Origin of the sequence: Methylotuvimicrobium buryatense 5G, assembly GCF_000341735.1 — a bacterium.
Classification (GTDB): Bacteria; Pseudomonadota; Gammaproteobacteria; order Methylococcales; family Methylomonadaceae; genus Methylotuvimicrobium; species Methylotuvimicrobium buryatense.
Genome location: NZ_KB455575.1, coordinates 932442 through 945178 on the forward strand (window position 1 = coordinate 932442; position 12737 = coordinate 945178).

Below are 12737 nucleotides of genomic sequence, written 5' to 3' on the forward strand. Positions count from 1 at the left end.
GCTTGACGGCGGCTATCCCTGCCGCCGACACCTGTCAATCGAGCCACCAAATCCCCTTCCAACCGTTGTTTAAGTTATTTCATGCTCGTTCCTTAGCTTTTCGACGAATCCGATAAGACTGGAAGTCAATCGTTTCCTAAATTAAGTTTCGGCCGTTTCGAGTATTTGAAGAATAGGTTATACGATTATTGAAAAATAAAAAAGAATTGAATCGATGTCGATTTTGACTAAATTAATTAGGCAAGAAGATTTAGCTCCCGACCACTATCTGCATGTGGCAAGCGGAAAATGAAACCTGATAGACTGTTTATCCATTCAGGTAATTTAGGAAGCAGCGAAGAAAAGCCTGCTATCTTGATGCTTTGACGAATATTGCCAAAGATTAATACGCTAAACAAGATTGCATAATGACGTATGAGTCCGTAGCATTCGTATTCCAGGGACGAATTAATAGTATCACCGAAAAATGCCCATTTGTCTCATCGGCCGGTTTTATCAATATGCGTAACAGATCGATTTCCCGGTTTTTGTTGGTGGATTACTTTCGTTAATCTTATAATCATAGACATAATCAATACACTATTAGTAGGTATATCAGTGAATCAAACGCTTAAAGAAATTTTAGCCGACCCTGAATTCAAAGAAGGTGAGGCATGGTTTCGTCATGCATTCAAGGCACAGGATGTGTTGGTGAAAGAGGGCGATATCGGCAATACCTTATTTGTGATTGAAAAGGGCAACTTGCGGGTAACCGGACAGGTTGGCCTAGAGCAAAAGAAACAACTTCAGGCCGGATTTTGCGATCTTAAGGAAGGCGATATTTTCGGAGAAAGCTGTCTTCATGAGATTCACCGGCGGACTGCGACCGTTACGGCAATTTCCGAAGGTTGTGCTTGGGAAATTGTCGGTGATAAATTAAATGCGTATTTTGAGAAGCATCCCGATCTCGGTTATTTGTTTTATAAAAAATTATTCGTTATTTTGACTGAACGCATGAAAAGTGCCAATCACCGCATTGAAAACCTTTTGGCTTGGGGGCTAAGAGCGCATGATATCGAGCGGCATTTGTAAACGGGTTTTTCGATTGAGTTCATGATGAGGTAAATTATGGGCAAATTATTGATAATGATTGGCGGTTTTTTATTGGTATTAGGCTTGCTCATTAGTTACGCGCCCGGATTGATCAGTTGGTTCGGTAATTTGCCGGGCGATATCAAAATCGTTGATGAAAGACGATCCATTTTCATTCCGATCACGTCGATGATTGTTATCAGTCTTGTTCTGAGCATTCTAATCAATCTATTTTCATCGCTAAAATGATTTGTTTGTTTCCTAATCGTTGACTACTTCCACTATATACTTCGCGCGGCCACATTTTCTGGTAAGCTAACGCGCTCTTTTGTCCGGTAGCTGCGTTACCTACATGGATGTAGGTAAGGGGCGTGAGCAGGAGCGGAAGCTTTGCGAAAACAGTTACATAGCTTGCTATGCGCCTGTTTTCGCGCCTTGCTACCGAACAAAATAGCATTGCCATAAAACCCGAAAATATGACCGCGCGAAGTATAAAATCAAAGCGTAACAAGCCAAAAAATAATACGCGCCGACAGCCTAAGCCAAAAGCTCGTCGCTCCGCTAAATCAGCTAAGAAAAAAAACGTCAGATTTCCGGATAGCTTCAAGCATAAATTAATGTTGGCGGCTATTGAATTGACCGGTTTAAGCATTACGCTTGTATCAGCGATTATCGTGCTGCTAGGCTATTCGGCAGAACACTTTACTGGAACTCAATTTCTTACCAGTCTTTTGCCGTTTGCTGTAGGGGTATTGGTTTTAATTCTATTCGCTTCGTTTTTGTTCTTGATTTGGTGGAAGCTTCGGCGAAGCTTACAGGGTAGAGCCGTGATGTTAATGCCCGTGTTTTCAGTGATTTTAGCTGTCGGCTCCGGAAAAATGATCATGAATGATCAATTTGCGATAGCTTTCGATCATTTTCGTATGCTGGTCGGCGGAAAGCAAGAAGTGCGCAGGGTAACGCTTGCGCATCAGGTTTATGCCGCATATCGCCGTCAAGGGGTCGGCGCAATGCAGCAAATGGTGGCTCGAGGAGAAAAATACAGCCCCCTTGTTCAGGACGCCGCGCGGCGTTTCCATATCGATCCCGATCTATTGTTGGGCATTGCGGCGGCGGAATCTTCTTTTCTCCCTCGGAATAGTTCGGATGGCGGCCGTGGATTATTTCAAATTACCCGGGTGCCGAAAATCGTCGAAAACGAAGCGCAAAAACATTTCTCCGGACAAAAGCTTTCGATTATCGACGATCGTTATAATGCCCACCTTGCGGCCGCAACCTTTAAATATTATTTGGACGAAATGCAAGGCGATTTGTTGTTAGGGCTATTGGCCTACAACATAGGTCCGGCCAACGGCGGTCTACGTTTTATCATGCAAAAATACGGCGTCACCGACTTCACGACAATTCAGCCTTATCTTCAGCATTTGCCGAGGGATTATCCGATTCGAGTATTGTCCTACGCGCTTGCTTTTAGACTTTGGCGACAGGAAGGCTCGCTTCCGGCTTACCAAGAAGGCAGTAATGCCGTGCGGATTCAACGTATCGGCATTCCAGGCCTGACAAGCGACTTTTAAGTCCTGTCGATAGTCGTAAATTCAGCTACTATTCTAATCAATAGGCTCGAAGTATATATATTTCTCACGCTGTTTATTGCGATAAGTATGGGGAGTTCGATGAATAAACCAACGATTTTATTTGCCGTTCAGAGTTATGAGCTAAAGCAATCGATACAGACCGTCTTACATCATCAAGCAGTCGAATTGGTCGAAGCTAAGACTTGTCAGGAAGCGTTGAAATACTTTCAAACATCGAATCCGCAATTACTGATCCTCGAATCTCCATGCCAGGACGGTGTCGATACGCTGGCTATTGTTAAATCCTTTCATGAAAGAGACCGAAGATTTCCGGTTATCTTGGTCACAACGCAAGGATCTGAAAGGCTTGCGATTTCGGCATTACGCATAGGAATTAAGGATTATTTTGAATATCCGTTTTCCGATCGAGACTTGATTGATTCGATCACTAAATTGTTAAGCCCCCGGGCCTCAACGGTTTCTAGCGCCCAGGCTTTAAATTCGGCCCTTCATCACCCTTTCGTCGGAAGTAGTCATTCGATGCAAAAGGTAAAAACCTATTTGCAAAAAGTCGCTCATGTCGACAGTCATGTGCTGGTTACCGGAGAAACGGGAACCGGAAAGGAGCTCGTTGCTAAATTTATTCACACTTATAGTCAACGCTCGCATAAACCCTTCATCGCGATTAATTGCGCGGCCTTACCCGATAGTTTATTGGAAAGCGAATTATTCGGTTACGAAAAAGGGGCTTTCACCGGCGCGCAAACCGCATATGCGGGAAAATTAAAAATGGCGGATGGGGGGACGGTCTTTTTCGACGAAATCGGGGATATGAGCCCATACGCGCAAGCTAAAATACTCCGCGTTCTGGAAAGCAAAGAGGTTTATCCGTTAGGCGCTAAGCAAAGCGTTGCACTCAATATTCGAATTATCGCGGCCACTAATCGGCATTTGGAAAAAATGATGTTGGCAAAAGAATTTAGGGACGATCTTTATTTTCGTCTCAATGTCGCCCGAGTTCATTTACCCCCTTTACGGGAACGCAAAGAAGATATTCCGGAATTACTCAATTTTTACCTCAACCAATTCAATCAGCAATTTGGGTTAAATCTGCTCGGCTTAAGTGTAGAAGCCTTAGAGGCTTTATTCGATTATCATTGGCCGGGGAATATACGTGAATTAAAAAACGTCTTAGAAACCGTCTTTATAGACTCTCCCCATGAACGAATTTCCAGAGAAGATTTACCGGAACCGATTTGCGGCAACAAAGTGTCTAAAGCGTTTTCAGGTCTAGATGACCTTGAACGTGAGCATCTATTGGCCGCTTTAAATGCTGCAAATTGGAATAAAAGTAAAGCCGCCGAACAGTTGCAATGCTCGAGAATGACACTTTACAGAAAGATGGAAAAACACCGCATCAGTACTAAAAAAGCCTACTAAAACCAGCAATTGCCGAGGAGCAAAATCTGTCCTGCCGCCGATATCTGTCAATCGAGCCACCAAACCTTTCCAGCAGTTGCCGAGCAGCCCGACGCCTTCTTAGACACTGCCGAAATTTGAAGTGCGAAAAATATGCGGTTTACGTCAATCAATTACATCAGGAGCAAGCGATGAAAAAAATTTTGGCTATTCAAAGCGCACCATCGAGACACTGGGTAGGTGACGGTTTTCCGGTACGGTCCTTGTTTACCTACGGTTCCGGGCAAACCGATAGAGTCAGTCCGTTTTTGCTTCTCGATTATGCGGGCCCCGAATATTTTGCCGGCGCCGATAAACCGCGCGGAGTCGGCGAACATCCGCATCGGGGTTTCGAAACCGTCACGCTGGTTTATCAAGGCGAGGTGGCGCACAAGGATTCGACCGGGCAGGGCGGCGTAATCGGGCCCGGCGATGTTCAATGGATGACCGCTGGCTCGGGAATCCTGCATGAAGAATTTCACTCCGAAAGCTTTACTCAAACGGGCGGGATGCTCGAAATGGTTCAGCTTTGGGTCAATCTGCCGGCCGAGTACAAAATGACTCGGCCCAACTATCAGGCCATCTTGAGCCGGTCGATTCCGGAAGTCGAATTGCCGGACAAAGCCGGGACGATTCGGGTCATTGCCGGAAGTCATGCCGATACGGTTGGGCCGGCGCGGACGTTTTCGCCGATGACCGTTCTGGACATGCGCCTAAATTCGGGGCAAACCAAAATAAGCGTACCTAATGGCTGGAATACCATACTGGTCGTATTGCATGGCAAAATCAAAATCAATAACGACCTTGTCGCTGAAGCGGCCCAACTGGTCGTATTGGATCGTGCTGGCGATTATCTCGGCTTCGAAACAGGCGATGACGCAAAGGTGCTTTTACTCGCGGGAGAACCGATCGACGAGCCGGTCGTCGGCTACGGGCCGTTCGTAATGAACAGCGAAAACGAACTTCAACAGGCTTTAGCCGATTACCGGGCGGGCAAATTCGGTAGGATTCCCGCATCCGGTTGAGACCTACCATTCGACGAACGGGGTGGTCTAATCCGCATTATCCCGTTCGGCTTTATTAAGGCTATGTTCGCGTTAATAGTTGAAATTACTACTACGTACGCTGTGCGTACCACAGCAGTCCACTGCCATAAAGTTTAGGGAAGCCCGTCATTCCGCCATGGACTGGCGGAATCCAGTACCATGGATGGCAAGCTTTTTAGGCACAGTAGAGCCTAAATGCAAGCATTACTTATTTCTGTGATGGCTTATAACTTAATGGCAGTGACCACAGCAGTCCCACCCGTAGCTTAACGCGCCTTCATATGTTGCCTTGTGCCGACATCAGGTACGCTCAACGTACCCTACAATCCACATTGAACTTTTAAGTGCTTCCGGTAGTGGTGGGTGTTTCAACTATTACCGCATACATAGTTTTTATTAACTTCACCTGTAACTCCCTATCGTAGAACTTGTCTAAGAAAAAATCCTCCGATTTCACTTAGCAGAAGCCGGCAATTGAATTGCTATAGTAATACGAGAAACGTTTGGCATAATGAGGCGACAACGGCATAGCAAACGAAACTTATAGTAAAAAATACTGTTTAAACCTAAAGACACTTAAAAACATAAGTTCATATTCTAATGTTTTGTGTGACTTTGGAGACAATGAGCGCATCCATGGTCTAATGACAAATAAATGAAGTAATCAATCATTGTGGGGTTGTGATGAGTATATTTGAGCGTTATACAGCAAAATACGAGGAATTAAAGGACGAAGAATTGACTCTTCCGGAATACTTGGAGCTTTGCAAAAAAGATCCGCTGACTTATGCCAGCCCGGCCGAGCGCATGCTAGCGGCTATAGGGGAGCCGGAATTATTGGATACGCATAACGATCCCAGACTTAGCCGAATATTTTCCAATAAGGTCATAAAAATTTATCCTGCTTTCCGCGAATTTTACGGAATGGAAGAAGTCATCGAGCAAATAGTCGCATTTTTCCGTCATGCGGCCCAGGGTCTGGAAGAAAAGAAACAGATTCTTTATTTGCTGGGTCCGGTCGGCGGCGGTAAATCTTCGCTGGCCGAACGGCTTAAAGTATTGATGGAAAAAGCGCCGTTTTATGCGATTAAAGGTTCGCCGGTATTCGAATCGCCATTGGGGCTTTTCAATGCCGATGAAGACAGCGATATTCTTGAAAAAGACTACGGCATCCCCGGCCGTTACCTCAATACCATCATGTCGCCTTGGGCGACGAAACGGCTGCATGAGTTCAACGGCGATATACGTCAGTTCAGAGTCGTTCGGATTCGTCCTTCTATTCTTAAACAGGTTGCCGTTGCCAAAACCGAGCCGGGCGATGAAAACAATCAGGATATTTCATCGCTAGTCGGTAAAGTCGATATCCGTAAACTGGAACTGTATTCTCAAGACGATCCCGATGCCTACAGCTATTCGGGCGGCTTGTGCCGGGCCAACCAAGGCTTGCTGGAATTCGTGGAAATGTTCAAGGCGCCGATCAAGGTACTACATCCGCTGCTGACTGCGACGCAGGAAGGCAATTACAAAGGCACGGAAGGTTTTCCGGCGATACCGTTCCAGGGCATCATTCTGGCCCACTCGAACGAATCGGAGTGGCAGGCTTTCAGGAACAACAAAAACAATGAAGCGTTTCTCGACCGGATTTATATCGTCAAGGTACCTTATTGCCTGCGCGTTTCGGAAGAAATCAAAATCTACGACAAACTGCTGGAAAACAGCTCATTGCACGACGCGCCATGCGCGCCCGGCACCTTAGAAATGATGGCGCAATTTGCGGTGTTATCCCGCTTGAAAGAGCCGGAAAACTCCAATATTTTTTCCAAGATGCGGGTGTATAACGGCGAGAATCTGAAAGATACCGATCCGCATGCCAAGTCTTATCAAGAATACCGCGATTTCGCCGGCGTCGATGAAGGCATGACCGGTCTCTCCACTCGGTTCGCTTTTAAGATTCTGTCTAAGGTATTCAACTTCGACAACACCGAAGTCGCGGCCAATCCGGTTCATCTTTTGTATGTCCTCGAACAGCAAATCGAACGCGAACAATTTCCGGCCGAAGTCGAGGAGAGGTATTTGTCTTACCTCAAGGGTTATCTAACGCAAAAATACATCGATTTCATTGGCAAGGAGATTCAAACCGCCTATCTGCAATCCTATTCGGAATACGGACAAAATATCTTCGATCGCTACGTGACCTATGCCGATTATTGGATACAGGATACCAATTACCGCGACCCGGATACCGGAGAGATGTTCGACCGGAGCTCCTTGAACGATGAACTTGAAAAAATCGAGAAACCGGCCGGTATTAGTAATCCGAAGGATTTCCGTAACGAAATCGTCAACTTTGTGTTACGGGCTCGCGCCAAAAACGGCGGAAAATATCCGGCCTGGACCAGTTACGAGAAACTTCGCACAGTGATCGAAAAGAAAATGTTTTCAACGACAGAAGACTTATTGCCGGTGATTTCTTTCAACGCCAAGGCTTCGCCCGAAGATCAGAAGAAACATGAACAGTTTATCGATCGGATGATTGAAAAAGGCTATACCGAAAAACAAGTGCGCTTACTTAGCGAATGGTATTTGAGGGTGCGTAAATCGTCTTAACGCTTGAGGAGAAATGTGTGGCTCAAATTGTAGATAGACGTCTGAACGGAAAGAATAAGAGCGCCGTCAACCGGCAGAAATTTATTCGCCGTTTTCGCAGCCAGATTAAAAAGGCCGTGACCGACGCGGTAAACGAGCGGAGCGTGACGGATTTGGATAAAGGCGAAAAAGTTTCCATTCCTGCAAAAGATATCTCGGAGCCTTTTTTTCACCATGGTAACGACGGTTATCGGGAGATCATTCATCCGGGAAACAAGGAGTTTCGGCAAGGCGATAAAATAAAACGGCCCGAAAGCGCCGGAGGCGGGCGAGGCAAACAGGCCTCCGACTCCGGCGAAGGAATGGATGAATTCGTCTTCGAATTAACTCGTGAGGAATTTTTGCACTTCTTTTTTGAAGATCTCGAGTTGCCCAACCTAGTCAAAACCCGTCTGGCGACGCTCCAGGAAACCAAAAAAGTGCGCGCCGGCCATACCAGCGACGGTATACCTACCAATATCAATGTCATTCGTTCATTGCGCAGCGCGATGGGACGGCGCATCGCCTTGCGCGCGCCCTATCGTAATAGGATTGAGGAGGCCGAAGCACAACTGGAAGACTTGCTCAAACGTTACAGCGAAACCGATGCCGTGGTTATCGAGTTGCGTGAAGAAATCAAACGGCTCAAGGAAAAAATCGAGCGCATTCCGTTCATCGATACCTTCGATTTACGCTACGACAACCGCATAGACATGCCTAAACCGACGACCCAAGCGGTGATGTTTTGCATCATGGATGTTTCGGGTTCGATGGGGCCCGAAGAAAAAGATATGGCAAAACGCTTCTTCATGCTGCTGTATCTTTTTCTGACGCGCACCTATGAAAAAACCCAGGTCGTATTTATCTCTCATCATACCGAAGCCAATGAAGTCGATGAAGAAACCTTTTTCTATTCCCGGGAAACCGGCGGTACGGTCGTATCGAGCGCACTCATCTTGATGAAAAAGATCATCGAGGAACGTTTTCCGATCTCGGAATGGAATATTTATGCCGCGCAGGCCTCCGACGGCGACAACTGGGATAACGATTCGATAGACTGCAAAAAGATACTGTCCGAACAGATCATGCCCTATATGCAGTATTACGCTTATATCGAAATCACCGAGGACAGACATCAAAACCTTTGGCACGAATATTCGACTCTGAAAGACACCTGGAGCAATTTTGCGATGCAACGAATTGCCACAGTGGCCGATATCTATCCGGTATTTCGTAAACTTTTCGAGAAGTCAAAAGCATGAGTAGAAAAACCCTATCGGAAACATCGGAGTGGACCTTCGAGCTGATTGAAAAATACCATACGGAAATCGCCCGTATCGCAAGTGATTTCGGATTGGATACCTATCCGGTACAACTGGAAATCATCACGGCCGAACAAATGATGGACGCCTATGCCTCGGTCGGCATGCCCATCGGCTATAGCCATTGGTCATTCGGCAAGGAATTCGTCAAGAACGAAAAACGCTATCAAAAAGGCCAAATGGGCCTGGCTTATGAAATTGTGATCAATTCGAACCCCTGTATCGCCTATTTAATGGAAGAAAATAGCATGACGATGCAGGCCCTGGTTATCGCGCATGCCGCTTACGGCCACAATTCGTTTTTCAAAAATAATTACTTATTCACGACCTGGACCAGCGCCGATTCTATTATCGACTATCTGCTGTTTGCCAAAAATTATATAGCCGAGTGCGAAGAGCGCTACGGCGAAGAGCAGGTCGAAGCCATTCTCGACTCTTGCCACGCCTTGAGAAACTTTGGCGTGGACCGTTACAAACGCCCCTCCAGATTGTCTCTACAAGAAGAGCAGGCCCGGCAGCGTGATCGCGAAGCCTATCTGCAATCCCAAGTCAACGAGTTATGGCGCACCATACCGACCAAAGAACCGGTCTATAGCGCCGCTGACGAAGCCGTCCGCTTTCCCGAGGAACCTCAAGAAAATATTCTCTATTTCATTGAAAAAAATGCGCCTTTCCTGGAGCCCTGGCAACGCGAAATCATTCGCATCGTGCGCAAGATAGCCCAATATTTTTATCCGCAACGCCAAACTCAGGTGATGAACGAAGGCTGGGCGACTTTCTGGCATTACACGATCTTGCATCAAATGTATCAGGAAGGCCTGGTGACCGATGGGTTCATGATCGAATTTCTCCAATCGCATACCAATGTCGTTTACCAACCGGCCTTCGATAGCCCTTATTATTCGGGTATAAACCCCTATGCCTTGGGTTTCTCGATGATGAGCGACATCCGCAGAATATGTGAAAAACCGACGCCCGAGGACGAACGTTGGTTTCCGGAAATAGCCGGCAGCGATTGGAACAAGACCTTGCATTTTGCGATGCACAATTTCAAGGACGAAAGCTTTATCAGCCAGTTTTTATCCCCTAAAGTCATTCGCGACCTCAAACTATTTTCCATCTTGGATGATTCCAATGAGCGGGAAATCGCCGTGACCTCGATTCATGACGAAGACGGTTATCGGCATATCCGGCAAGCCTTGTCGGAACAGTACAATTTGGGCAGTAACGAACCGAACATTCAGGTTTATCACGTTGACCGTAAAGGCGACCGTTCGCTGACGCTACGCCATACCCAATATCACAGAAGGTTCTTAGCTCAAAGTGCCGAACATGTCTTAAAGCATGTCGCAAGACTCTGGGGCTTCGATGTTCGGCTTGAAACAGTGGCTGAAGACGGAACGCTGCAAACGATAATGGAATGCAAACTTTAATCGTCGTAATCGAATACTCAAGCCTAGCGAAAATAAAGATATTTACATTACTTCTGAAAAGCTCACACTTCGCGGGGCGAGTTGTTCAACAGCCCCAAACGCAGCAATCCCCAGTTTGAGCAGTTTCGCCGATTTTAGGGTGCGGGGTATGCCTGTCGATGAGCGCCGTAAACCCATCCATGGGGGCTTGGCGGCAGCTCGAACGCCAAGGATGGCGTGAATGCAGATTTTGCAGGAGCAAAAATCTGCCCTGCTGCCGACATCCTCGCCAAGCATACCCCACACCCTTTTTGATCCCCAAATTGGGAATTGCTGCCCCAAACGTTTTGATTTGCTTTAGTCCTGCTTTAGGGTTAGTTAAACGGCAGAACAGATCTGTTTGCTGTTTAAAAGTGCATGAAGTGAAGAATTAAGCCGAATAGCCTATCTTTGATCATGCGCGACTTTTACATCAACGGTTTTTTGAGATGTGTTGTTCGAAGCATCAGAGCATTCGACCGTGATTGTATAAACTCGCCCTGAACCCTTTCCTGAGCGTTCGGCTCTTAACTCAACTGTCAGGTCACCCGTAATGTTCCAATCCGGACTGGTGTTACCGTCGCCGAGGCCGTTGACTGGTTCGTTGCTGCTCACCGAGGTGATTTTGCACGAGGCGCTAGGATCGCAGACGTCGGAAACCGATACATCGACCATTACATTCACCATCTTGTGGTTGGGAGGCCAAAGGCTAGCGGGTGTCGCGGTTAGGCTTTCAATTTCCGGCGGAGTCGTGTCTTGGATCGTGACGTTCGACGAACAACTGGCAGTATTGCCGGATTTATCGGAGCTACTGAACTTGACCGGTGTGACGCCTAAATCGAAGAAGTCGGGTGCATCGTTATTAAGCGATGGGTTGGCATCACAAATATCGTTGACGCTGGCGCCGGCCAAAAATGCCGCTATTTCGGAGTCGGTCGCATTGTTGCCGCCCGGAGCGCTACATTCGAGCGTGACCGCAGTCGGACAGGTCAGATTGGGTTTGGTGGTGTCTTGAACTCTTACCGTGAATTCGGCTGCATTGGGCAGACAAGCCGCGACATTATCGTTCACATCGACCCGGCATCTTTTGGTTCCAAGCGGAAAGAAGCCTTCGGGGTTAGCCGCTGAGTCGTCGTTCAAGGCAACATCGGCGGGACAGCGCCAGTTGTAGGTCAAAGGGTTGTTTTCCGGATCCTGGGCATTCGCATCCAAGATGATATTCGCTCCACCGGTAACACTGCATTCCTCGGTGATGTTTTGGGGGTTCAAGGTCGGCGGTAAATTGACCGTATCGCCATAAGCCTCTGTGAACATACGCAGATTGTCTTGCGAAATCGTGCGCCGAACACCGTTTCCGCCGCTGAATCCCAACATCAAGTCACCACCGACTCCGGGATGACTCAGCTCGTTGACGACGCTGGAACCCGAGCCGCCCAAACCGTCGCCGCGAAGCGATACGTCATAAGCGCCGGATTGTAGATGCACGCAGCCAGGGTTTGGCGCTTGACCAGCCACCGGAAAAGGCGAAGTGCAGGCCGAATTGCTGACGAAATTTCCCGGCGAAGGATTTTTCATCGCGTCATAGTTCGGATTCGTGAAGCCGCAAGGCTCTCCACACAGCCAGCCGTGCGCATGACCGAATTCGTGTAACAGAGTCGAATACAAATCCGCGCGGTTCGGGCCGTTTTCAAATTGCCATTGTGAGCCGGCGATCGGATCGAAATCGTAAGTGTCGGTTGGTGATGCCGCGCCGTCTGGTGCCGGTGCGACATACCAGACGGTACTGCCGTCATTATCGAACGTCGTGATGCCTTCAGTGGGGATATTGGAGGCGTTAACGGCCGACGTAAAACCGGTACCAAGTGTGCCACCTGTTAATGAGCTGCCGCTGACTTCAAGTCTAAAATTGCGATTGGTCGTGATGCGGGCATCCCAGCAGGCTGCGGCGGATTCAACGAGGGCTCGCTCGTCGGCATCGCTGCCGGAATTGTTTAGGTCACCGACGGTTCCTACAATTGTGGTATTTACTGCATAACCTGCCATTGGCGCTAGGCCTAGGATCAGCAGAATCGGGTAGCAAAGTTTCGATTTTGGTTTAAACATGATTGGTTACTCCCAGCCTTCTGAATAGGGATCGACATGCTGCAAAACTCGGTTTGACCGCCTAGCGGTCAACAGGCGAACATGACT

Annotated in this window: 9 protein-coding genes; 8 read left to right on the top strand and 1 reads right to left on the bottom strand. The window is 47.6% G+C overall.

Features of this window, described 5'->3' with window-relative positions; genetic code table 11:
* Positions 1-597 precede the first annotated feature (597 nt).
* The 8 genes from METBU_RS0104270 to METBU_RS0104305 all read left to right on the top strand — a co-directional run bounded on the left by METBU_RS0104270 (position 598) and on the right by METBU_RS0104305 (position 10529).
* Positions 598-1071, top strand: a complete 474-nt coding sequence (locus METBU_RS0104270) for a Crp/Fnr family transcriptional regulator (RefSeq protein ID WP_017839450.1) — start codon at positions 598-600, stop codon at positions 1069-1071.
* A 36-nt stretch (positions 1072-1107) separates the two neighbouring features.
* Positions 1108-1320 (top strand): DUF2905 domain-containing protein, encoded by a 213-nt coding sequence (locus METBU_RS0104275; protein ID WP_017839451.1) that lies wholly within the window; start codon positions 1108-1110, stop codon positions 1318-1320.
* A 227-nt stretch (positions 1321-1547) separates the two neighbouring features.
* Complete coding sequence (locus tag METBU_RS0104280; protein ID WP_040575468.1) at positions 1548-2645, top strand: lytic transglycosylase domain-containing protein; 1098 nt, start codon at positions 1548-1550, stop codon at positions 2643-2645.
* A 99-nt stretch (positions 2646-2744) separates the two neighbouring features.
* Entirely contained in the window at positions 2745-4085 is a 1341-nt protein-coding gene (locus METBU_RS23260; RefSeq protein WP_017839453.1) for a sigma-54-dependent transcriptional regulator, read from the top strand.
* Positions 4086-4255: 170 nt separating this feature from the next.
* On the top strand, positions 4256-5128 hold the full coding sequence (locus tag METBU_RS0104290; RefSeq protein WP_026130022.1) for a pirin family protein: 873 nt from the start codon (positions 4256-4258) through the stop codon (positions 5126-5128).
* A gap of 705 nt (positions 5129-5833) precedes the next feature.
* Positions 5834-7756: a PrkA family serine protein kinase gene (locus METBU_RS0104295; protein WP_017839455.1), complete on the top strand. Its 1923-nt coding sequence runs from the start codon at positions 5834-5836 to the stop codon at positions 7754-7756.
* Between the two features lie 17 nt (positions 7757-7773).
* Entirely contained in the window at positions 7774-9036 is a 1263-nt protein-coding gene (locus tag METBU_RS0104300) for a YeaH/YhbH family protein (RefSeq protein ID WP_017839456.1), read from the top strand.
* Entirely contained in the window at positions 9033-10529 is a 1497-nt protein-coding gene (locus tag METBU_RS0104305) for a SpoVR family protein (RefSeq protein ID WP_017839457.1), read from the top strand. Before METBU_RS0104300 ends, METBU_RS0104305 begins: the two co-directional genes overlap by 4 nt.
* Before the next feature lie 423 nt (positions 10530-10952).
* Here METBU_RS0104305 and METBU_RS0104310 read toward each other — a convergent pair whose 3' ends face one another.
* Positions 10953-12650 (bottom strand): HYR domain-containing protein, encoded by a 1698-nt coding sequence (locus METBU_RS0104310; protein WP_017839458.1) that lies wholly within the window; start codon positions 12648-12650, stop codon positions 10953-10955.
* Positions 12651-12737 lie beyond the last annotated feature (87 nt).